Annotated in this window: 19 protein-coding genes; 14 read left to right on the top strand and 5 right to left on the bottom strand. The window is 71.5% G+C overall.

Annotated elements, in window-relative coordinates; genetic code table 11:
* The first annotated feature begins 104 nt into the window (after nucleotides 1-104).
* From ASF96_RS02055 to ASF96_RS02025, 7 genes are all read left to right on the top strand, one after another.
* The gene (locus ASF96_RS02055) at nucleotides 105-1,373 is read left to right on the top strand and encodes an amidohydrolase family protein (RefSeq protein ID WP_055832001.1); all 1,269 of its coding nucleotides are present in this window, start codon (nucleotides 105-107) and stop codon (nucleotides 1,371-1,373) included.
* 29 nt (nucleotides 1,374-1,402) lie between these two features.
* Entirely contained in the window at nucleotides 1,403-2,179 is a 777-nt protein-coding gene (locus ASF96_RS02050; RefSeq protein WP_055832004.1) for an ABC transporter ATP-binding protein, read from the top strand.
* Complete coding sequence (locus ASF96_RS02045; protein ID WP_055935482.1) at nucleotides 2,176-3,066, top strand: ABC transporter permease; 891 nt, start codon at nucleotides 2,176-2,178, stop codon at nucleotides 3,064-3,066. The genes ASF96_RS02050 and ASF96_RS02045 overlap by 4 nt, the downstream gene beginning before the upstream one ends.
* Nucleotides 3,067-3,212: 146 nt before the next feature.
* Nucleotides 3,213-4,391 (top strand): hypothetical protein, encoded by a 1,179-nt coding sequence (locus ASF96_RS02040; protein WP_055832007.1) that lies wholly within the window; start codon nucleotides 3,213-3,215, stop codon nucleotides 4,389-4,391.
* Nucleotides 4,392-4,533: 142 nt separating this feature from the next.
* Complete coding sequence (locus tag ASF96_RS02035) at nucleotides 4,534-5,865, top strand: FAD-binding oxidoreductase (protein ID WP_055935480.1); 1,332 nt, start codon at nucleotides 4,534-4,536, stop codon at nucleotides 5,863-5,865.
* Nucleotides 5,862-6,641, top strand: a complete 780-nt coding sequence (locus ASF96_RS02030) for a creatininase family protein (protein WP_055935478.1) — start codon at nucleotides 5,862-5,864, stop codon at nucleotides 6,639-6,641. Before ASF96_RS02035 ends, ASF96_RS02030 begins: the two co-directional genes overlap by 4 nt.
* Before the next feature lie 103 nt (nucleotides 6,642-6,744).
* On the top strand, nucleotides 6,745-7,968 hold the full coding sequence (locus ASF96_RS02025) for an MFS transporter (protein WP_055935476.1): 1,224 nt from the start codon (nucleotides 6,745-6,747) through the stop codon (nucleotides 7,966-7,968).
* 75 nt (nucleotides 7,969-8,043) lie between these two features.
* On the opposite strand, the gene ASF96_RS02020 is transcribed toward ASF96_RS02025, so the two are convergent.
* The 3 genes from ASF96_RS02020 to ASF96_RS02010 all read right to left on the bottom strand — a co-directional run bounded on the left by ASF96_RS02020 (nucleotide 8,044) and on the right by ASF96_RS02010 (nucleotide 11,709).
* Nucleotides 8,044-8,838, bottom strand: a complete 795-nt coding sequence (locus tag ASF96_RS02020) for an alpha/beta fold hydrolase (protein ID WP_055935474.1) — start codon at nucleotides 8,836-8,838, stop codon at nucleotides 8,044-8,046.
* Nucleotides 8,839-9,104: 266 nt separating this feature from the next.
* Nucleotides 9,105-10,481 carry an amidohydrolase family protein gene (locus ASF96_RS02015; RefSeq protein WP_055935472.1) on the bottom strand — a complete coding sequence of 459 codons (1,377 nt, stop codon included), beginning with the start codon at nucleotides 10,479-10,481 and terminating at the stop codon, nucleotides 9,105-9,107.
* A gap of 184 nt (nucleotides 10,482-10,665) precedes the next feature.
* Nucleotides 10,666-11,709 carry an alpha/beta hydrolase gene (locus ASF96_RS02010; protein WP_055935470.1) on the bottom strand — a complete coding sequence of 348 codons (1,044 nt, stop codon included), beginning with the start codon at nucleotides 11,707-11,709 and terminating at the stop codon, nucleotides 10,666-10,668.
* Between the two features lie 193 nt (nucleotides 11,710-11,902).
* On the opposite strand from ASF96_RS02010, the gene ASF96_RS17115 reads away from it, so the two are divergent.
* The 4 genes from ASF96_RS17115 (at nucleotide 11,903) to ASF96_RS01990 (ending at nucleotide 15,816) form a co-directional block, all read left to right on the top strand.
* Nucleotides 11,903-12,388, top strand: a complete 486-nt coding sequence (locus ASF96_RS17115; RefSeq protein WP_055935468.1) for a pyridoxamine 5'-phosphate oxidase family protein — start codon at nucleotides 11,903-11,905, stop codon at nucleotides 12,386-12,388.
* A gap of 125 nt (nucleotides 12,389-12,513) precedes the next feature.
* A complete protein-coding gene (locus tag ASF96_RS02000) occupies nucleotides 12,514-13,221 on the top strand; it encodes an SDR family NAD(P)-dependent oxidoreductase (protein WP_055935465.1) in 708 nt (235 codons plus the stop codon).
* A 103-nt stretch (nucleotides 13,222-13,324) separates the two neighbouring features.
* Nucleotides 13,325-14,818, top strand: a complete 1,494-nt coding sequence (guaD, locus tag ASF96_RS01995) for a guanine deaminase (protein ID WP_200934056.1) — start codon at nucleotides 13,325-13,327, stop codon at nucleotides 14,816-14,818.
* Between the two features lie 2 nt (nucleotides 14,819-14,820).
* Nucleotides 14,821-15,816: an antibiotic biosynthesis monooxygenase gene (locus ASF96_RS01990; protein WP_055935463.1), complete on the top strand. Its 996-nt coding sequence runs from the start codon at nucleotides 14,821-14,823 to the stop codon at nucleotides 15,814-15,816.
* 134 nt (nucleotides 15,817-15,950) lie between these two features.
* On the opposite strand, the gene ASF96_RS01985 is transcribed toward ASF96_RS01990, so the two are convergent.
* A complete protein-coding gene (locus ASF96_RS01985) occupies nucleotides 15,951-16,973 on the bottom strand; it encodes a methylenetetrahydrofolate reductase C-terminal domain-containing protein (RefSeq protein WP_082509234.1) in 1,023 nt (340 codons plus the stop codon).
* Between the two features lie 107 nt (nucleotides 16,974-17,080).
* Between ASF96_RS01985 and ASF96_RS01980 the strand changes: the two genes are divergently transcribed.
* The 3 genes from ASF96_RS01980 (at nucleotide 17,081) to ASF96_RS01970 (ending at nucleotide 21,543) form a co-directional block, all read left to right on the top strand.
* Entirely contained in the window at nucleotides 17,081-17,695 is a 615-nt protein-coding gene (locus tag ASF96_RS01980) for a pyridoxine/pyridoxamine 5'-phosphate oxidase (RefSeq protein WP_055935461.1), read from the top strand.
* A 1-nt stretch (nucleotide 17,696) separates the two neighbouring features.
* Entirely contained in the window at nucleotides 17,697-18,530 is an 834-nt protein-coding gene (locus ASF96_RS01975; protein WP_055935458.1) for an FAD binding domain-containing protein, read from the top strand.
* A 67-nt stretch (nucleotides 18,531-18,597) separates the two neighbouring features.
* Entirely contained in the window at nucleotides 18,598-21,543 is a 2,946-nt protein-coding gene (locus ASF96_RS01970; protein ID WP_055937592.1) for a molybdopterin-dependent oxidoreductase, read from the top strand.
* Between the two features lie 249 nt (nucleotides 21,544-21,792).
* On the opposite strand, the gene ASF96_RS01965 is transcribed toward ASF96_RS01970, so the two are convergent.
* The gene (locus tag ASF96_RS01965; protein WP_055935456.1) at nucleotides 21,793-22,650 is read right to left on the bottom strand and encodes a PhzF family phenazine biosynthesis protein; all 858 of its coding nucleotides are present in this window, start codon (nucleotides 22,648-22,650) and stop codon (nucleotides 21,793-21,795) included.
* Nucleotides 22,651-22,702 lie beyond the last annotated feature (52 nt).

Genomic DNA, 22,702 nt, shown 5'->3' with positions numbered 1-22,702 from the left:
CCGGATGTTGGTCACACCAACACTGGCCGGCCACTCCCGGTGGCCCGCCCCGATGCCGTGGCCCCTGTCTCGACGTCTGTCTGCCCGACTCCCCGGAGGACCCCGTGTCTGCCGTTCCACCCGTCTCGATCGCCGCGCTGCGCGGCGTGCGCCTGACCTCGGGCGCCGTCGTCGACATCGCGCTCGACGGCGACGAGGTGCTCGCGGTCGTGCCGGCCGGAAGCCCCCTCCCCGACACCGACGGCGAGACGCTCGACCTCACCGGGTACCTCGTCACCGCGGCGGGCGCCGAGCCGCACGCCCACCTCGACAAGTCGCAGTCGTGGGACGCCATCCAGCCCCCGTTCGGCGACCTCGTGCGTGCCATCGAGAGCTGGCAGGCCTTCGCCGTCACCCTCGACGAAGACGAGACGCTCGGTCGGGCCCGGTCGACGGCACTGCGGATGCTGGCATCCGGGATCACGTCGATCCGCACCCACGTCGATCTGCTGCACGGCTCCGACCCCCTCATCGGCGTGCGGGCCCTGGTGCGCCTGCGCGACGAGCTCGAGGGCCTGATGGACATCGAGCTCGTCGCCCTCGGCGGCCCCACCGTGCCCGACGCGGTGTTCGACGCCGCGCTCGACGCGGGCGTCGACCTCGTCGGCGGAGCGCCCCACCTCGCCGACGACCCCCTCGCCGACCTCGAGCGCCTCATCGCCCTCGCGCGCCGCCGCGACGTGGGCCTCGACCTGCACACCGACGAGAGCCTCGCCGGAGCCGACACCCTCGCCGCGTACGCCCGCGCCGTCACCGGGTGGCACCGCCCCCGCACGGCCGGTCACTGCGTCCGCCTGAGCATGATGCCCGCCGCCGACCTCGCTCTGCTCGCCGACGAGATCCGCGCCGCCGACATCGGCGTGATCGCCCTGCCCATCACCAACCTGTACCTGCAGGGATGGGATGCCGCGCACGCGGTGCCCCGCGGGATCGCGCCCCTCGGCCGCCTCCGCGCCGCCGGCGTGCGCGTCGCGGCCGGTGCCGACAACGTGCGCGACCCCTTCAACCCCGTGGGCCGCTGCGACCACCTCGAGACCGCCTCGCTGCTCGTCTCGGCCGGTCACCTGGCACCCGAGGCGGCGATGGATGCCGTCACGACCGGTGCCCGCGACGTGATGGGCCTGCCCGTCGCCGGTCCCGTGCCGGGCGCCCGCGCCGACCTCGTCGCCGTGCGCGCCGACTCGCTCGGCGACGCCGTCGCCTTCGCGTCGGCCGACCGCGTCGTCCTCCACCGCGGCCGACTCGTCAGCCGCACCACCGTCTCGACCGAGACCGCGGCATCCGTCGCCCTGCCCGTCCGAACCCGCTCCGCCGCACCCGCGACGGCGTCGTAACCCGCCCCCAACGGAAAGTGAGCGCCCCCGTGACCTTGGCCTCTCCCGCCCCGGCATCCGTCGCGGATCCCACCGCGCCGATCCTGGACTTTCGCAACGTCGCCCTGACATTCCCCAACGGCACCACCGCCCTCTCCGGCGTCGACCTCACCGTCCATCCCGGTGAGTTCGTCAGCGTCGTCGGCCCCTCGGGCTGCGGCAAGTCGACTCTGCTGCGCATCGCCTCGGGCCTCGAAACGGCCAGCGAAGGCACCGCGACCGTGAACACCGACCGCATCGGCTACGTCTTCCAGGACGCGACCCTGCTGCCCTGGCGCGACGTGCAGTCGAACGTCGAACTGCTCGCCGAGCTCAACTGGCAGCCCAAGCGCGTGCGCGTGCCGAAGGCCAAGTGGGCCATCGACCTCGTCGGCCTGAACGGCTTCGAGAAGCACCTGCCGAAGCAGATGTCGGGGGGTATGAAGATGCGCACCTCGCTCGCGCGCTCTCTGACCCTCGACCCCGAACTGTTCCTGTTCGACGAGCCGTTCGGCGCACTCGACGAGATCACCCGCGAACGCCTGAACGACGAGCTCATCAAGATCTTCGTCGCGCAGAAGTTCGGCGGTCTCTTCATCACCCACTCGGTCTCCGAGGCCATCTACCTCTCCACCAAGGTCGTCGTGATGTCGGGGCGACCCGGACACCTCGTCGACACCTTCGAGATCCCCTTCGACATGCCGCGCGACCCCGAGATCCGCTACACCGCGGAGTACGCGAAGCTCGTCGGCGAGGTCTCCCACGCCCTTCGGGAAGGACACTCATGAGCACCACTTCTGCAGAGCCGGTCGCCGTCGAGTCGCCCGCGCCCACGGCATCCACTCCTCCACCCACGCCACCGCGTCCGCGCGCGACCGGCGCCCGTCGCGGGTTCGGGGCTCGCATCGCCGTCATCGCGCCGCCGTTCGCGGTGCTGGTGGTGCTGCTCGGCGTCTGGTACGCCATCTCGATCGGGCTGAGCGCCTCGGGCAAGGGCTTCCTCATGCCCATGCCCCACGAGATGTTCACCCTCGGCTTCTTCGACCCGCAGGTGGGCGCCGACATCTGGATCGCGCTCTTCCGGACGACCGGCGTCGCCCTCACCGGACTGATCGTCGCCATGGTCCTCGGCATCGGCTGGGCGATCGCGATGTCGCTCGCCCGCTGGGTCGAGCGCTCCACCTACGCGTACGCCGTGATGCTGCAGTGCATCCCCATCCTCGCGCTCGTGCCGCTGGTCGGATTCTGGTTCGGCTACGAATTCCTCGCCCGCGTCATCGTCTGCGTGCTGATCGCCCTGTTCCCGATGGTCTCGAACACGCTGTTCGGCCTGCAGTCGGTCGACAAGTCCCAGCGCGAGCTCTTCCGCCTGCAGAAGGCCAACAAGTGGACGGTGCTCACCAAGCTCACCCTCCCGGCCGCGCTCCCCTCGATGTTCGTCGGAATGCGCACCTCGGCCGGCCTGTCGGTCGTCGGCGCGATCGTCGGCGACTACTTCTTCCGACGCGGCGAGCCCGGTATCGGCTCGCTCATCGCCAACTACCAGTCGCGTCTGCAGAGCGCCGAGCTGTTCGCCGCCATCCTCGCCGCGTGCCTGCTCGGAGTCGCACTCTTCGTCTTCTTCGGCTGGCTCTCGAAGGCGGCCGTCGGCCGCTGGTACGACAGCACGCTCTGACCGACTCCCCGCATTCCGGATGCCACGGCTCCCCACTCCGCAACGGGTGGGGAGCGGCATCCGGCGTACCCGAAAACCCGCACCCGAACACCCGCACCCGAACACCCGCACCCGAGAGCTCCACCCGTCACAGAAAGCGAACCAGCATGCAGCGCTCCACCCTTCTTCGCGGCACCGCCGTCACCGGCGCCTTCGCGATCGCCCTCACCCTCACCTCCTGCGCCGGTAGCGCCGGGGAGCAGGCCGCCCCCGCCACCGACATGCCCATCGGCGCCGTCGACCTCTCGGCCGACTGCCCCGCGACCGTCGTCGTGCAGACCGACTGGAACCCCGAAGCCGAGCACGGTCACCTCTACGAGATGATCAAGGACGACTACACGATCGACGCCAACACCAAGGCCGTCACCGGCCCGCTGATGTCGGACGGCGAGTACACCGGCGTCAACCTCGAGATCCGCGCCGGCGGTCCCGCGATCGGCTTCCAGACGGTCTCGGCCCAGATGTACCAGGACGACAAGATCACCCTCGGCTACATCAGCACCGACGAGGCGATCCAGCTGTCGGCCACCACGCCGACCAAGGCCGTCTTCGCTCCCCTCGACATCAGCCCCACCATGGTCATGTGGGACCCCGCCACCTACCCGGACGTCAAGACGATCGACGACGTCAAGGGCGCGCTGTCGTCGAACGGCGGCGTGTGGCGCTACTTCGACGGCTCGGCCTACATCGAGTACCTCAAGAGCGCCGGCCTGGCCGACGCCTCGATCCTCGACGGCTCGTACGACGGGACGCCCTCGAACTTCGTCGCCGCCGGCGGCAAGGACATGCAGCAGGGCTTCGCTTCGGCCGAGCCGTACGTCTACCAGAACGAGGTCTCGGCCTGGGGCAAGCCGGTCGACTTCGCCCTCATCCACGACGCCGGATGGCAGACCTACCAGTCGTCGGTGTCGGTGAAGTCCGACAAGTTCGACGAGCTGTCCCCGTGCCTGTCGAAGCTCGTCCCCGTGCTGCAGAAGGCCGGCGTCGAGTACTACAAGGACCCCTCGGCGGCGAACGACCTCGTGCTGAAGCTCGTCGACGAGTACGCCACCGGCTGGACCTACACGCAGGGCGTCGCCGACTACTCCGTCAAGACCCAGGTCGACCTGGGCCTGGTGGGCAACGGCCCCGACTCCACCTACGGCAACTTCGACGACACCCGCTTCGCGGACTTCTACACCAAGGCCAGCAAGGTCTACTCCGACCTCGGCACCCCGCCCGCCGCGGGTGAGACCGCGGAGGACCTGTACACGAACGAGTTCATCGACACCTCGATCTCGTTCTGACCTCCCCGGCCCGGTCCGCTTCGCGCGGGCCGGGCCGTTCGGTCGGGTCGCCCCGGTCCCCGAGCTCGCCGACGGGACCGCGACCACTTCCTCCCCCACACCCCCGGCATCCCTTCCGCCCGTTCCACCCGGAGACACACCCATGAGCGACACCGCCACCCGCGTCCTCTCCCTCGAGGACGAGCTGCTCGACCTGCTCGGTCCCGCCGCCGTCAGCACCGAACCGCGCGTGCGCGAGCGCGCGAGCATCGACGGCTCGCCGATGTCGCCGATCATCGCCGCCAAGCTCCCCCTCGGCCTCGCCGACCTGGTCGTCTTCGCCGCCGACGCGGAGCAGATCGCCACCGCCGTCGCCGCGGCCTCGCGCCACGGCGTTCCCGTGACCGTGCGCGGCAAGGGCACCGGCAACTACGGCCAGGGCATTCCGATGCAGGGCGGCCTGGTCATCGACACCACCCGCGCCAAGGCCATCGTCGAGGTCGGCGACGGCTACATCACGGCCGAGGCCGGCACCCCGATGGTGCTGCTCGAACAGGCCGCGTGGGCCGCGGGCCAAGCCCTGTGGATGTACCCCTCGACGGCGCAGTCCACCATCGGCGGATTCCTCTCGGGCGGCTCCGGCGGCACCGGCTCGATCGCGCACGGCTCGAACGACCGCGGTTTCGTGGCCGCCCTCGACGTCGTGCACGCCGACGGCAGCGCCGAGATCCACCATTTCGAGGGCGACGAGGCTCAGAAGTACGTGCACAACTACGGCACCGCCGGCGTCATCGTGCGTGCGACCGTGCGCCTCGAACCGCTGCGCGAGTGGCGGGGGCTCTGGGCGAGCTTCCCCGACTACGCCGGCACGCTGTCGGTGCTGCAGACGATCGGCAACCTCGACCCCTCCCCTCGCCTGGTGTCGGGCGACGGGCCCGAGATCTCGGCATCCCTCCCCGCCGACGAGGCCATCCCCGAGGGCCGGTCGAGCCTGCGGGCCATCATCGACGCCTCGCTCATCGAGACCGTCACCGCGATCATCGAGGGCGCCGGCGGCCGCGTCGAAGCCGTGCGCGAGGGACCGCAGGCCAGCATCCGCCTGTCGATGCTGAGCTACAACCACCCCATCGAGTGGTACCAGAAGAGCCAGTCGCACGAGGTGTTCCACCTCGAGGTCGCGGGCGCTCCCCTGGCCGACGACGTCGACGCCGTCGAGGCGGTGTTCCCGGGCGGGAAGCTGCACATCGAGTCGACCAAGGAGTACCCCATCGGCATGCTCGCCGCCCCCTACGTCAGCGAGGACGACGTGTACCGCGGCATCGCCGACCTCAACGCGATCGGGGTGGGCGTGCACAACCCGCACCAGTGGAACGTCGACTTCAACGTCGAGCAGACCGCCGCCACCGCCCGCCTCACCGACCCGAACGGCCTGCTGAACCCCGGCAAGCTCGACCCCGCCTATGGCGGACCCCGAAAGGGAGCGATCATCTCATGACCCGCCTTCTCGCCGAGCTCAGCGGCCCCGCCGCCGCGGCCGCCCTCACCGAGGACTCGATCCTCGTGCTGCCCACCGGCGCCATCGAGCACCACGGTCCGCACCTTCCGCTCGCGACCGATGCCATCGTCGCCGAGGCCTCGGCCACGGCGGCCGTCGCCCGGGCCGCCGCCCAGGGCCTCGACGTCTGGCAGCTGCCGACCCTGTCGATCACGAAGTCCGACGAGCACTCGTGGGCGCCGGGCACGCTCTGGCTGACGCCCGAGACGATGATGCAGACGGTCGTCGACATCGGCCGCTCGATCCTCACCACCCGGGCCCGCACGCTCGTCTTCCTCAACGGGCACGGCGGCAACGTCGCCCTGTTGAACGTCGCCAACCGTGAGCTGCGTCGCCGCTTCGGCCTGCGCACCTTCTTCATGCCCGCCGCCCGCGTGCCCTCGTTCGACGGCACCGACGGCACCCCCGACGAGCACGGCACCGGCATCCACGCCGGCTACGGCGAGACGAGCATGATCATGCACCTGCGGCCCGAGCTGGTCGACCCGGCCGAGTTCCACGCCACCGTGCCCGCGCACATCGGCGAGTTCCGCCACATCGGCTTCAACTCCAAGCCGGTGACCTTCGGCTGGCTGTCGAACGACTTCGGTCCCACCGGCGTGCTCGGCGACCCGACCGGCGCGAACGCCGAGGCCGGCGCGCGGATGTTCGAGGAGAGCGTGTCGTTCGTCGTCGAAGCGCTCGAGGAGATCAGCCGCTTCGACTACACCGCGTGATGCGGGCGAGGCGCGCACGACTCCTGCACGACGGGCGGATGCGTTCGCTTTGCCCGGGCGGGCGACCGGCCCGCAGGAGTCGTGCGCGGCCCGAGGGACGCGCATGAGCGTCGCCGCCGAAACCGGCCAGGGCGTCCGGGCCTACGGCCAGGTGCTGCGCCTGCCCGGGGCGCGGACGTTCGTCGCCGCCGGCATCCTCGCGCGCTTCCCCCGGGCGACACTGTCGCTCGGCATCATCCTCCTCGTCTCGGCCGCGACCGGCAGCTTCGCCTCGGCCGGGCTCGTCGTGGCACCGCTCGTGGTCGGCATGGCGATCGCGGCCCCACTGTGGTCGTCGCGCATGGATCGGCACGGGCAGTCGCGCGTGATCCTGGTGTCGCTCGGATGCCTCGTGCTCGCGGCATCCGCATTCCTCGCCCTCGTGCTGACGGGGTCACCGTTCTGGACGTGGCTGATCGCGGCGTTCGTGACGGGGGCGGCGACCCCGGATCTCACCTCGGCCGTGCGGGCGCGGTGGACGGTGCTGGCCCCGCCGTCGCAACGGACGGCCGCGCTGGCCCTCGAAACGATCGCCGACCAGATGGTGTTCATCGCCGGTCCCCCCGCCATCACGGCGGTCGCCGCGGCCCTCGATCCGGCCATTGCGGTACTGGGCTCGCTCGGACTCGGGCTGATCGGCGGCGTATGGCTCGCGTCGCAGCGCGGCACGCAACCCGCGTCGACTCCGCGGACGGAGCGGCGCGGTGTGGTGCTGCCGCCCGCCGGGGTGATCCCCATCGCTCTGGCCTGTGTCGCCCTCGGCGGCGTCTTCGGCGCGTTCGACGTGGGCCTGGTCGGCTGGGCCGAGGTGGGTGGGCGCCCGTGGCTGGCCGGACCGGCGTTCAGCGCCCTGGCCGTGGCGATCGCGATCGGCTCGGTCGTCACCGGCGCGCGCACGTGGCGTCTCTCGCCCGCCGCGCGCTACATCGGCTTCGCGGCGCTGGCGGCCCTGGTCGCCGTCGGCCTCCCGTTCGCGCAGGGGTCCGTGCCGGTGCTGTTCGGGGTCATCCTGCTGCTCGGGCTGGCGGTGTCGCCGGTGATGGTGTCGGGGATCCTCGTCGCCTCGGCCCGCGCCCCCGAAGGACGCGTCACCGAAACCCTCGCCTACCCGACCGCCGCGATGTCGCTCGGTGTGCCGATCGGCGGTGTGATCGCCGGAGCTGCCCTGGATGCCACGGGCCCGGCCGCAGCCCTCGTCACGATCGCGGTGTCGCTGGCGCTGGCCGCGGGGATCGCCGCGGTGGGCGAGGCGATATTGCGGGTGGGGCGGTCTGACCCGACGCCCTGACGCGCGACTCCCACCCCCGTTGAGTGTCCATGACACGCCGCCCCCGACCGCTCGCGAGCGGCGTGTTCTGGACGCTCAACGGGTGAGTGCCGCGCCGAGGTGACGGAGAACCGAGACGTGACCGTCGTCGGGACGCAGGTCGAGCCTCGCGTGCGGGAGAGCGACCGCCAGCATCCGCGCGTGGGCGGGAGGGATCACGCGGTCGCGTTCGCCCTGGACGAGGAGGACGGATGCCGTGACCTCCGCGAGCTCGAAACCCCAGTGCCGGGTGAAAGCGAGGTCGTCGTCGATCAGACCGTCGGGTCCGAACTCCTCGGCCGCTCCGGCGTCGGCTCCGAGTGAGGCCCACTCATCCTCGAGCGCCGCGAAGTCGGCATCCACGAACTGCGCCGGATCGAACTGATCGGTCTCGGCGAAGCGGCGCCGGGCGGCCTCGCCCTTCAGCGCGGCGCGCAGGCCGCCGGGCGCCTGCATTGCGGCGAACCAGTCGTCGTCGCCGGTGAACGGCGCGGGCGAGGCGAACGTGATCACCGCGCGGACACGGTCGGGCATCGCCGCGGCGCACGCGAGGGCGTGCGGTCCGCCACCCGAGGCTCCGACCGAGACGACGGATGCCACGCCCAACTCGTCGAGCACCGGCCGGGTGCCCGCAGCGACGTCGGCGACCGTGCGTCCGGGCATCCGCGGCGAACCGGCGTAGGCGGGACGGGCGATCGAGACGACCGCGAGACCCCGGGTGTCGGCCGCGCGCTGCACCGGGGGGAGGATCGCCCCCGTCTGCGGCGAACCGTGATGCCAGAGCAGCACGTCGCGTCCGGCGATGTCGGCGTGGGACGTGTGGACGTCGAGCCCCGCGATGATCCTCTGCATATCCCCACGCTGGCACGGCCGCCTCGCGAGCGCGAGGGTGCGACCGCCGCCTGCCGAAGCAGTGAGCCGAAACCCGGACGATGGCGGGGCGGCCGTACGGCGTGTCGTGGACGCTCAGCGTGTTCATGCGCGCCCGCCGCGCCTCGAAAGACGTTGAGTGTCCAGGACACGCCGCCCCCGGCGGGCGGGGCGCGGCGTGTCTTGGACACTCAACAGGGGGATTTGGGGGGGCGGGGGACGGGGACGGGGGATGCCGCGCCGTGGGGCTACAGGATGACGCCGTACTCGTCGGCCAGCGCGGGCAGCTCCTCGTGCAGCACGCGGGATGCCTCGGCGGCGAGCGGGTTGGTCGAGACGCCGCGGTCGTTGACGAGCTTTCCGCCGACGTAGACCTGCTGCAGGTTGCGCAGCCCGCAGGCGAGCACGTAGCTGCGCACGGGGTTCCAGAGCGGTCCGATGTCGGGGGTGCGCGGGTCGACCACGACGAAGTCGGCGAACTTGCCCACCTCGAGGCTGCCGACGCGGTCGTCGACGCCCATGATCTCGGCTCCCCCGAGGGTGTGCAGGCGCAGCACGCGCTCGGGCATCATCGACAGCGGATCGTGGGTGCGGGCGCGCTGCATGAACATCCCCATGCGCATGTTCTGCCAGGGGTCGGCGACGTCGGTGCAGGCCTGGTCGTCGAGACCCATGCCGACCTTCATGCCGAGATCGAGCATCTCGGGCACGTGCGCGATGCCCGACGCCAGACGCCCGTTGGATGCCGGCTGCCACGACATGCTCGCGCCGCCGGCCGCGGCATCCTGGATGATCTCGGGCGTGGTCTGGATGAAGTGGCCGAACATCATGCCCGGGCGAAGAGCACCGGCGTTCTTGTACAGCTGGAACTTGGTCTGCTGGTGCTCGATCGCCTCGTAGGTCTCGAGGAAGTGCGCCTGGTTGGTGACGCCGAAGCGGTCCATGACCGCGACCTCGATCTCGGCGGCGTCGGGTCGCGTCGACCACTGCACCTGACCCATGATCGAGGCGCCGAGGGCGAGGTCGGGGTCCATCGCGAGCACGTGGTCGAGCGACGCCTCGAAGCGCGCGAAGATCTCGTCGTCGGTGCCGACGGTGGCATCCAACGCGATCGAGTCGACGAAGCGGAGGCCGGCGTCGTGGCATCCATCGGCCTGTCGCGTGTGCCAGGACTGGTCACGGAGCTGTCCGCCGCCGTCGCTGCGCTTGCCCTCGACCATCGGCTCCCACGGCAGGAGCGGGTCGGTGAAGTTGTACGCCGTGGTGACGCCGTTCGCGAGGAAGTCGAGCGAGCCGTGCAGGGTCGCCCAGTAGATCTGGTCGGGTGAGGCGTTGTTCAGCACGCTGAACATCGAGGTGCACCAGCCGTAGAGCGTCTGGTCGACGCCGAGTCCGCGCGAGCCGCTCGTGAAGAGGTGGCTGTGCGACGAGACGAACCCGGGAGCGACGAACTTGCCGTCGACATCGAGGATCTCGTCGGCGGTGACGCCCGGATCGGGGTCGCCGGCGCCGATCGCCGCGATGCGGCCGTCGGTGACGAGCAGGAAGCCCCGCTCGATGTAACCGGGGTCGTCGGTGCCCGCGGGAACCGTGATGAGCCGTGCGTTGATGACCAGAAGCGACATGTTGATGACGGTAACAATGGCGTGTTTCCGCGGTGTTCCGAGCGGGTAGCGGGTTGTGTGCGCGCCGCGCCGAGCCGCGCGGCCCCGTTGAGTGTCCAGGACACGCCGTGTGGGGGCGGGCTCGTGCGGCGTGTTGTGGACACTCAACGCCGGGAAGGGCGGCGGGGGGCGAGAGGGACGCGCGTCAGGCGAAGGCGCGGCGCACGGCGGGGGCGATGGCGGCGAGCACCTCGTCGCGCGCGGGCGTCGACGGGAACACCAGGAAGAGGTGCGGCACCCCCTCGCGGCGGAGGAACTCGACGGGGACTCCGGATGCCGAGAGCTCGCCCGCGTACTCCTCCGCCTCGTCGGACAGCGGGTCGACGCCCGCCGCGACGATCACCGCCGGCGCGGAGCCGGTGAGGGCGGGGGCGCGCAGCGGCGCGGCCTCGACCGGGACCGCGGGTGAGGTCTTCGCGGCGACGACCCCGGGCACCGCTGCCGCCGGGCCGGGCTGCGGCGTCGGGGCCGGGGCCGGGGCCGGGGCCGGGGCCGGGGCCGGGGCATCCTGCACGTACAGTCCCCAGTACCACTGCATGCCGCGCGAGGTCAGCGGCAGGTTCTCGGTGTGCGCGCGATAGCTCGGGCGGTCGGGATCGGGCGCGTCGAGCACGGGGCACAGCAGCACCTGGCACCGGATGCCGGGAGCCCGGCCCTCACGCGAACGCAGCGCCAGAGCCGCGGCGAGGTTGCCCCCGGCGCTGTGCCCGGCGACGCCGAGAAGGTCGGGGTCGACCAGACCGCCCGCGCCCTCGGCGGCGAAGCGCAGGGCGCGGTCGAGGTCGTCGAGACCGGCCGGGAAAGGGTGCTCGGGCGCCAGTCGGTAGTCCACGCTCAGCACCTGGGTGCCGGTCGCCGCGGCGAGTGCGCGGCAGAGGGCGTCGTTGTTGTCGAGGTTACCGGCGACCCAGCCGCCGCCGTGAGCGAAGACGAGGGTGCCCCGGTGGCCGGTGCGGGGTCGGTAGAGGCGGAGCGCGAGGCCGTCGGCATCCGTGTCGATCGACTCGACGACCTCGTCGTCGGGCAGCCGCACCCACGACGGGTTGGCGCGCAACTCGGCGATGCGCGCGGCGTCGTCGCCGTCGGCATCGGTCGCTCCCGAGGGGATCGTGCCCGCGCTCGCGGCGAGGCGGGCCAGGTGTGCGCGCACGTCGCGGTCGGTGATGGCCGGGTGCACGGTGTCGGTCACGGGGTCTCCAGGCAGGTCGAGTGTCCAGGACACGCCGCGCCGGTGCGGCGGGATCCGGCGTGTCCTGGACACTCACGAGAGGGGATGCGGGCGAGAGCGAGAGTACGGGGCGCGATCGCGCGGCGAGGGCGGATTCGCCAGAGCGTTACGGGGCCGAAACACCGACGTCGCGCGCCACGCGCACGATGGCGACATGACCGGGCCCGAAGAGCGCGCCGCCTCGATCCTCGCCGCGCAGCGCTACGTCGTGATCGGCACGGCCGATGCCGACGGGCCGTGGACCGCCGCCGCGCAGTACCGTCTGCTCGCGCGCGGCATGTACGTGGAGTCCGGCCGCGCCTCGCGGCACGCCCGCGCGATCTCGGCGTCGGGGGTGGCATCCGGGGTCGTGTACGACTCGTCGGCCGCGATCGCCGACGCCGACGGTGTGCAGCTGTCGTTCCGAGCGAGCGAGGTGGATGCCGACGCCTCGGCGATCAGCGCTGTGCTGGCCGAGCGGTTGCCGAGGGATGCCGGAACCGACGAGGACGCCGCCGCGGTGCTGGCGGTACCCGACAAGCGCCTGTACGTGCTCGAGGTGGAGCGCGTGTTCGTGTTCGACCGCGATGCGTGGCGCACGCGCGGAACCGACGCGCGGCTGGAGGTCGACGCGGCCGCGGTCTGGGCACGGCTCACGTGAGGTGACGCCCGCCGCGCGAGTGGGCGCGAGCGTTACGCCGCCGAAACAGCCCCGACGTCACGGCGTACGACGCTCCGCGTACGGTGACGCCCGAGGGCGACCCGAACCTCGCCAGAAGGAGTGCCATGTCCTACCGCGTCATCGTCACCGGCGGCTCCGGCGGCATCGGTGCCGCCATCGTCGCCCGGTTCGCCGCCGACGGCGCCGCGGTCGTCGTGCTCGATCGGCGCGCCCCGGCCGAGGGCGCGGCATCCGGCTTCTTCGCCGTCGATCTGCGCGATCCGCTCGACACCCGGCGTGCGGTGGGCGAAGCGGTCGCGGCCCTCGGCGGCGTCGACGTGCTGGTCAACTGCGCGGGAGTCTTTCAGCACGCGTCGCTGCTCGACATCACCGTCGACGACTGGGATCGCGTGCTCGACATCAACGCCCGCGCGACCCTCGTGACCATGCAGGCGGTCGCGCCGACGATGCTCGAGGCACGCAGCGGCGCGATCGTGAACATCGCCAGCATGGCGGCCAAGCAGGGCGGTGGCGGCGAGGGGCACTACGCGGCGTCGAAGGCCGCGGTCGTGGCCCTCACGCGTGCCGGAGCGCAGGAATGGGGATGCCACGGCGTCACCGTCAACGCCGTGTGCCCCGGATACGTGCTCACCGACATGGGCGCCGACACCCGCTCCGAGGCCGACGTCGCCGCGTGGAGCGCGAAGTCTCCGTTGGGACGACTCGGCATTCCGGAGGACGTCGCGGGAGTGACGCACTTCCTCGCGTCGCCGTCCGGCAGCTACCTGACGGGACAGGCCATCAACGTCACCGGCGGAATGGTCATGCACTGAGCCGCGCGGGTACGCCGATGAGGCGGGCATGGGAGAGGGCCTTCCGGCTCCGAATAACACGCCTCGGACTGTTCGCAGATAATTTCCTCGGACCAAAACTGTTTTGTGCCACTATGTCGTCAGTCGTCCGATAAAGACCCGCCGACGGTATAGATGCCGAAGCGCGGACGTTGAACAGCCCTCTCTGAAAGGCGCGATCATCGTCAGTTCTGGAATCCGCGGCACGTTTTTCGATTTCATCGACGACCCGTGGAAGCACGTGGGCAGAGAAGAGGAATCGGCGCGATTCCTCCGTGACGGCCTGCTCGTGGTCGACGACGGCCTGATCGTCGCCTTCGGACCTTTCGACGACATCTCGCCCCAGTACCCCGGTCTCGACATCACCGAGATCAGCGGGCGCATCATCACGCCCGGTTTCATCGACGGCCACGTACACGTTCCGCAGACGCGGGCGCTCGGTGCCTTCGGGCAGCAGCTCCTGCCGTGGCTCCTCGACACCGTCTTCCCCGAGGAGGCGCGCTACAGCGACCGCGAGTACGCGCGCGCCGGATCGGATCGCTTCCTCGACAATATGCTCGCGGGCGGGACGACGACGGTGCAGGCGTTCACGACGACCTCCACCGTCGCGGTCGAGGAGTTCTTCGAGGCCGCCGCCCGGCGCGACATGCTGGTGATCAGCGGCGTCACCGGTATCGACCAGTTCGCACCGGAGGGCTCGACGAGCACGCCCGAGGAGTTCTACGACGACAGCAAGGCGATGATCGCCAAGTACCACGGCGTGGGCCGTAACCGCTATGCGATCACCCCGCGGTTCGCCCTCGGCGCGAGCACGGACCTGCTGAAGGCATGCCAGCGGCTGAAGCAGGAGCACCCTGACCTCTGGGTGAACACCCACATCTCGGAGAACCCCTTGGAGATCTCCAACCTTCTTCTGGCGCACCCGGACTGCACGGACTATCTCGGCGTCTATGAGAAATACGATCTGGTCGGCCCGAAATTCTCGGGAGGGCACGCGGTCTGGCTTTCCGATAACGAATTCGGGCGTCTTTCCGACAGCGGCGGCGCGGTGGTTTTCTGCCCGTGCTCGAACCTTTTCCTCGGCAGCGGCATCTTCCGCCTGGCGAAAGCGACCGACCCCGACAAGCGCGTCAAGATGTCGTTCGGCACCGACATGGGTGGCGGAAACCGGTTCAGCATGATCCAGGTGCTCGACGAGGCCTACAAGGTCGGGATGCTGGGCAACACGTTGCTCGACGGCACGACGAACCGCATCACCCAGGATCTGGCCGCGGCCGAGCGCAGCAAGCTCTCGCCCTACCGCGCGTTCTGGTCGGTCACCCTCGGCGGCGCCGAGGGTCTGTACATCGACGACCAGGTCGGCAACTTCGAAGTCGGGAAGTCCGCGGACTTCGTGGCGCTCGACTGGAACGCCGGTCCGTCCGCGATGCCGTGGCACCAGTCGCTGTTCTTCGGCGACGAGGGCCCGACCACGATGGAACAGGCCGCGCACGCACTGTTCGCGGTGATGATGGTCGGCGACGACCGCAACGTCGACGAGACCTGGGTCTCCGGCATCCGCCGCTACAAGAAGAGCTAGGGGTGGAGCGCCTCGCCGTCACCGACGGCCGACCGGTCGCCGGTGAGGTGTCGGGCGCCGACGACACCGCCGTCACTCTCGTGACCCACCGGAAGGTCGCGGCGCACGACGTCGACGCCTTCGAGGGATGGGTCGAGCAGTCGGGTCGGTCCCTCACGGGCACGCCCGGGTACCTCGGCAGCACCGTGATCACGCCGACCGACGCGCGAGGCGACTGGACGCTCGTGCAGCGCTTCACCGATGCCGCCTCGGCGCGCGCCTGGCTCGACGGCCCCGCTCGGCGTTCGCTCTACGCCCAGATCGCCGACGTGCAGGTGCTCGACGAGGAAGTGACGCTGTTCCGGGAGGACCCGACGCACGGCGACGAGGTCTCGGTGCTCATCTCGTCCACCGTTCCCGCGGCGCTCGAGCAGGACTACCTGGCGTGGCAGAAACGCATCTCCGACACCGAGGCGCAGTTCCGGGGCTTTCGAGGGCACCGCATCCAGCGACCCGTGCCGGGCGTCCAAGACGAGTGGGTCGTCATCCTCACGTTCGACTCGGCCGAGAATCTCGCGGTCTGGATCGACTCGCCCGAGCGGAAACGTCTGCTGCGCGAGGGCGAGCGGTTCAACGCCGACCTCGCTGTCGCCACGTCGAGCTTCGGCTTCGACTTCTGGACGCCCAAGGGCGAGACCGCGCGCGAATCAGTGATGAAGAACAACCTCCTCGTGCTGGCGGCGCTGTATCCGATCGTGTTCGGGTGGGGCTACTTCGTCAGCACCCCGCTCTTCGACGGACCCCACGCCATCCCGTTCTGGCTGTCGCTGTTCGTCGGCAACTTCGTCAGCACGCAACTTCTCGGCTGGTTCGTGATGCCCCGGGTGTTCAAGATGTTCGCCTGGTGGCTGAAGCCGAAGCCGGGCTGGCGCGCGCAACTCCTCGGGTTCGGCATCCTGATCGTCGTCTACGGCGCGTCGATGGCGCTCTACGCCTGGTTGCTGTCGCTCGCGGCGTAGTCCCTTCTCCCCCGCGTTGATCCCCCGTTGAGTGTCCGGAACACGCCGCATCGCGACGCATCGGCGCGGCGTGTTCTGGACACTCAACAGAGAGGTGTCGCCGGGGAGCGGGGCGGCGCAGCCGGACCAGCGCGTCAGCGCAGCCGCCGGGCCACCTCGGCCATCGCCTCGGCGAACGACTCCTCGGCACCCTCGCGACCGCCCGAGAGGTTGACCCCCACGACGCCGGGGATCGCCAGCATGTCCTCGGCGAGCGCCACGGCCAGCGCGATGCCCTCGGCCCGCGGGTCGTGGGCGTCTCGCACCCGCGAGAGGAAGTCCTCGGGCAGCACGAGCGTGGTGAACGACTCCAGCAGCGCGGCGGACGCGTGATCGACCACCATCGGCACGCACGGGATGTACATCGCCTCGGCGGCGACCTCGTCGATGAACCGGCGCACGGGCGTCGCGCCACCGGCGTGGTTCACGAAGCACACGTCGGCGCCCGCCCGGAGCTTCTCGCGCAGCCGGGCGGCCCGGCGCTCGACGGGCGGCGCGGCCGGAGACGCGGCGACCGACACCACGTGCCCGGCGGCACGCGCGAGGGCCGTCGCCTCGGTCGAGTCGAGGTCGAACACGGGCGCGGCATCGGGTCGATGCCCGGTCGCGGTGTGGTCGCCGGTGACGCAGTGCACCCCGGCCACCCCTTCGACGGCCAGCGCCGCCAGCTCCCCCTCGATCGCGACGCGGTTGCGGTCGCGCATGTTCAGCCCGGTCCAGACGCGCAGCCCCCGGCGCTGCACCAGCGACGCGCGGTACGCGGGTGGGAACTGCACGCGGGCGCTCCCCGCGTCGCCGGCGAGGACGGCATCCACTTCTCCGGCGAGCACGGCGGCGCACGCGTCGATGGATGCCACGCTCAACGCCCGCGCGGGAAGATCGGCCACGACCCACGGCCGCGTGCCGAGAGCGTCCAGCGTCGCGAGGGCTCCGGCGGTGCGCGGGGCGGGAGCCGGCAACGTCGATCGGTCGATGCCGGTCCAGGGAACGGTCGGGCGGTGCAGGAACGCGCAGCGGTGATCCGGGTCGATCTCGCATGAGCCGTCGAAGCCGACACCGCCGCACGGGCCGTACTCCATGCGCTTGGGACACGCGTCGATGAGGGGCAGCGAGGTCATGGCGGGGAGTGTACGGAGCGCGTGTTTCCACGAATGTTCATGGCGGCAACATCGCCGAAATGCGCGATGCCTACGCTCGGCGATACCCGCAGCCTCCCGGAGGACCCATGATCACGGCCGGCACCACGTTCGGTTTCGACGTCGACGACACCGACGCGCTCGTCGAGGATCCGCTCGCGTTGATGGTGCAGTGGCTTCCTCCCCACGACAGCGAGCTGCGTCCACTCGCCGCCCTCTCGACCCTCGGCCTCGACGGCCTCCCGTCGCTGCGGCACGTGCTCATCAGCGACCGGGATGCCGCGGGGCTGACGTTCCACACCGACGCCGCCAGCGCGAAGGTCGCCGAGATCGGCGCGAACCCCGTCGCCGCGATGGCGGTCGCGTGGCCCGAGCTCGGTCGACAGCTCGTCGTGCGCGGGATCGTCGAGCGCGTGACGCCCGCCGAGGCCGCCACGGTGTACGCCCAGCGCTCGCGGTACCTGCAGCTGCTGGCCTGGGTGAACACGCGCGAGAACGCCCACCTCCCCGCGGATGCCCGCCGGCATCTCTGGGCCGAGTTCGACGAGGCGCACCCCCAGCTCGAGCCGCCTGCGCGCTGGGTGGGATTCCGTCTGCGTCCCCTCACCCTCACGTTCTGGCGCGGCGATCCCCTCGGCCAGAGCGTCCGGCAGCATTACACGCTCGACGACGGCCGTTGGTCGGGCCGGATCCTGGCGGGCTGACATGGACATCACCACCGTCACCTCGTACCGCCCCGCCCGCACGCGCGCCGATCTCGCCCTCGCCCCCGGCGAGGCCGTCATCGCGGGCGGCACCTGGATCATGAGTGAGCCGCAGCCCGGCACCACCGGCTTCGTCGACCTCACGACCCTCGACTGGCCCGACCTCGAGATCACCGCCGAGGGCCTGCGCATCGGTGCGACCTGCACCATCGCGCGCCTGCTCGCGTGGGCCGAGCACGAGGCACCCCTCGACTGGACCTCGCTCGCCCTCGCCCGCCCGTCCGCCGACGCGCTTCTCGCCTCGTTCAAGATCTGGAACACCGCGACCGTCGGCGGCAACGTGTGCCAGGCGTTCGCGGCGGGGGCCATGATCGCCCTGCTCTCGACCCTGGATGCCACGGCCCTGGTGTGGACGCCCGACGGCGGCGAGCGCGTGATCGCCGTGGCCGATCTCGTCATCGACAATGCCGCCACCTCGCTCGCACCGGGCGAGGTCGTGCGCGCCCTCGACGTTCCCGCGCACGCGCTGCGCTCGCGGGTCGGGCTGCAGAAGATCGCCTTGGCCGAGCTCGGGCGCTCGGGCGCCGTCGTCACGGCCCGCGTCGACCCCGACGGGGCGGCCGTGTTCGTCGTGACCGCCGCGGTGCGTCGACCGCGCGTGCTGCGCTTCGGCCGCCTGCCCGGCGCCGGAGAGCTGCGGGATGCCGTGGCCTCCGCCCCCGATTTCTACACCGACCCGCTCGGCAGCGCCGACTGGCGGCGCGGGGTCAGCGTCGTGCTCGCCGAGCGCCTGCGGACGGCGTTGTCGCGGGATCTGCAGGCGGGTGCCGCGTGAGGGCCCGGGCGTTGCCCGCGCGTCGCGCGACCGTCATGGTTTCGATCGCTCGACGGAGGGGCCGCGCGTGAGATTCGAGGTCAACGGGGCGACGGTCGAGGCCGATCCCCGCCCGGGGCAGAGCGCGCGCACGCTGCTGCGCGAGACGGGCCACGTCGAGGTGAAGAAGGGCTGCGACGCGGGTGACTGCGGCGCCTGTTCGGTGCTGCTCGACGGCGCGCCCACGCACTCGTGCATCGTGCCGGCCGTGCGGTTGGAGGGCCGGTCGATCACGACGGCGGCGGGCCTCGCCCCCGGCGACGACCTCCACCCGGTGCAGGAGGCCCTGGCCGCCGGCTTCGGGTTCCAGTGCGGGTTCTGCACTCCGGGGATGAGTGTCACGGCATCCACGCTCACCCCCGACGACCTCCCCGACCTCGACCGCCGGATGAAGGGCAACCTGTGCCGGTGCACGGGGTACCGTCCGATCCGCGAAGCGATCCGGGCGTCGGTGCTGGGTCCCGTGCGCGAGACGGGTGGGGTCGCCGAGACGCGTGCGCCGCGGTCGACGTGCACGACTCCGGCGGTACCGTCGCCGACCGTGCCGGGATCGCTGGTGCAGCCGCATGTGCAGGAGTCGTGCGCCCCGGCGACCGGTGCCGGATCGTGCGCGGGACACGGCGCGACCTCGCCGCGTGACGCCCACGCCGAGGCGGGGGTCGACGCCGCGGCAGCGGGACGCATCGGCACCTCGGTCGTCCCCGAAGCGGCGCGTCGGATCGTGCAGGGCCGCGAGCCCTTCACGTTCGACGAGCCCGTGCCGGGCGGCCCGCCGCTGATCCTGCGCGTCGTCACCTCGCCCCACGCCCACGCGCGCGTGCGTTCCATCGACACCGCCGCCGCCCTCGCCGTACCCGGCGTCGTCGCCGTGTTCACCCACGCCGACGTCCCCGACGTGCGCTACTCCACCGGGCGCCACGAGCACCGCACCGACGATCCCGACGACACTCGCATGCTCGACGACGTCGTGCGCCACGTCGGCCAGCGCGTCGTCGCGGTCGTCGCCGAGACGGCGGAAGCAGCGGATGCCGGGTGCCGGGCCGTCCGCATCGACTACGACGTCTTGCCCGCCGTCTTCGACCCCGACGAGGCGCGGAGCCCGGGCGCCCCGCTGCTGCACCCCGACCGCACGCCCGCGGAGCGCGTGATGGCGGCCGAACGCAATGTCGTCGCGGGCTTCCACACCGGGCACGGCGGCGACATCGATGCCGCCCTCGCCGCGAGCCACACGACCGTGACCGGCGAATGGAGCTCGTCGCGGGTCACGCACGCCGCGCTCGAGACGCACGGCTCGGTCGGATGGCTCGACGACGAGGGGCGCCTCGTCGTGCGCTCGTCGACCCAGGTGCCGTTCCTCGCCCGCAACGAACTCGCGCACATCTTCGGCCTCGAGCCGCACCGCGTGCGCGTCTACGCCACCCGTGTCGGCGGCGGTTTCGGCGGGAAGCAGGAGCTGTTCACCGAAGACCTCACGGCCCTCGCCGTGCTGAGACTCGGCCGGCCCGTCGCGTACGAGTTCTCGCGTACCGACCAGTTCGTGCGGGCGTCCCTCCGGCATCCGATGCGCGTCCGCGTGAGCTTGGGGGCGGATGCCGGAGGCACACTCACCGCGATGAAGCTCGACGTGCTGAGCGACACCGGCGCGTACGGCAACCACGCGATCGGCGTGCTGTTCCACTCGTGCGCCGAGTCGACGACGCTGTACCGCGTCCCGGTGAAGTGGATCGACGCCGAGGCCGTGTACACGAACAACCCGCCGTCGGGGGCGTTCCGCGGGTACGGCCTCGGGCAGGTGGTCTTCGCCGTCGAGTCGGCGCTCGACGCGCTCGCGGAGCGGCTCGACATCGACCCGTTCGACCTGCGCCGTATCAACGCGGTGAAGGAGGGCGACCGGCTGCACCCCGACGACGACGAGAAGTACGAGGAAGACCTGATCTGGGGCAGTTACGGCCTCGACCAGTGTCTCGACCTCGCGCAGAACGCCCTGCGTCGCGGCAACGGCGTCGAGGCCCCCGCGGGCTGGGTCGTCGGCGAGGGCATGGCCGCCGCGATGATCGCCACGATGGCCCCGCGCGGACACATCGCCCACACCACGGCGACGCTGCGGCCCGACGGCACCTACCTGCTGCGCGTCGGTACCGCCGAGTTCGGCAACGGCACCTCCACGGTGCACCGGCAGATCGCCGCGACCGTGCTCGACGCGGCTCCCGAGCGCCTCGAGCTGTGGGCCGCCGACACCGACGCGGTGCGCCACGACACGGGCGCCTTCGCCTCGGCCGGAACCGTCGTGGCCGGCAAGGCCCTGCACGGCGCGTGCACCGCGCTCCGCCGTCGCATGATCGCCCTCGCGACCGAGCTCGCGGGCGGGGAATCCGCCGCGACCGACGCGATCGACGACGTGGAGTTCACGGCATCCGGGGTCCGCGTCGCGAACGAAATCATCACGTGGGAGCGGATCATCGCGGCCGCCCCCACCGACAACGTCGACGCCGAGGGCCTCACGGCCGACGGCGCGGAGTTCGGCGACCTGCGCTCGCTCGCATTCAACGTGCACGCCGTGCGGGTGGCCGTCGACCCCGAGACGGGCACGGTGGCCGTGCTGCAGTCGATCCAGACCGCCGACGCGGGCGTCGTCATCAACCCGGCGCAGTGCCGCGGGCAGATCGAGGGCGGTGCCGCCCAGGCCCTGGGCGGCGCGCTCTACGAAGAGGTGCTGCTCGAGGACGGCGTCGTGCAGAACCCCGTGTTCCGCACGTACCGCGTACCGCAGTTCGCCGACGTACCCGACACCGAGGTGTACTTCGCCCGGACCGACGACAGCCTGGGGCCGTTCGGGGCGAAGTCGATGAGCGAATCGCCCTACAACCCGGTCGGCGCCGCCATCGGCAACGCGGTCTCGCGCGCCCTGGGACGCCGGGGGTACGAGCTGCCGTTCTCGCGTGACCGGGTGTGGAGGTTGGCCGGCGGGGCCTGAGCGGGGCCGAATGCGGCGTGTCCCACTTCGTGCGACTCACGCCCCCGGAACCTGCACGAAGTGGGACACGTGGGCTCGCCGTTGGGGCAGGCTCGGCGGAGGGCGGCGGGCTCGGCGGAGGGCGGCGGCGAGCGCTTGCGGGGTTCGGGGCGCGAATTGTGCAGTGGGGCGTCCTTGACCCGCCCCACTGCACCGTTGCCGCCCCATTTCAGGCGTGGCTCCTCGGCTCSCCGCCGCCGCGTCCGGCGGTCAGAGCGGCGTCGCGCCGCCCCGCACGACGATGCCGCCGGATGCCGGGACGTCGACCTTCAGCACGCTCGGCCGGCCGATGTGCCGCCCCTGCCGCACCGTGAAGCCGAACGGAGCGGGAACGCCGACGCGCTCGCGCAGATACGCCCCCAGCGAGGCGGCGGCGGAGCCGGTGGCGGGGTCTTCGGTGATGTCGCCGACGGGGAAGAGGTTGCGGGCCTCGGCGACCAGGCCGTCGGCGAGGCCGCCCGCGACGTGCACCACGATGGCGGTGCCCTTCCATCCGCGTTCGTCGAGGAGTTCCCGCATCGCACCGGGATCGAAGGTGAACGTGTCGAACACCTCCCGCGCGGTCACGGCGACGACCGGATGCAGGTTGCCGGCGAAGGATTGCGCCAGCGGCATCCGCTCGTCGAGGTCGTCGCGGGTGAGGCCCATCAGGCCGAGCAGGCGGTCGGCCACCTCGGGCTCCAGGTCGATGACCCGCGGCTCGACGCTGGTGAACCCGGCGACCATGGCGCCCTCGGCGTCGCGCTCGGTGACCACGTCGACCGCGCCCGCGGCGGTGTCGAAGACGTAGCTGCCCGCGCCCTCGATCTCGGCGAGCGCGACCGCCGTCGCGATGGTGGCGTGTCCGCAGAAGGGCACCTCGTCGTCGGGCGAGAAGTACCGCACGGCGACGCGGTCGCCCTCGCGCGCGGTCACGAACGCCGTCTCGGGGTGGCCGAGGTCAGCCGCGATGCGCTGCATCTGCGCGTCGTCGAGGGAGGTCGCGTCCAGGACGACACCCGCGGGGTTGCCGCCCCCGGGTTCGGCCGCGAAGGCGAGCAACTGCAGGATGCCGGGGGTGTCGGTCATGCCACGATTCTCGTGCAGGACCGGCGATCGTCTGACAGCCAATCCGGAGTGA

Source organism: Microbacterium sp. Leaf179, assembly GCF_001423785.1.
In the GTDB taxonomy this organism is placed as follows: domain Bacteria; phylum Actinomycetota; class Actinomycetes; order Actinomycetales; family Microbacteriaceae; genus Microbacterium.
Note: the sequence above shows the minus strand (reverse complement) of the source record. Positions and strands in the feature narration are given on the sequence as shown.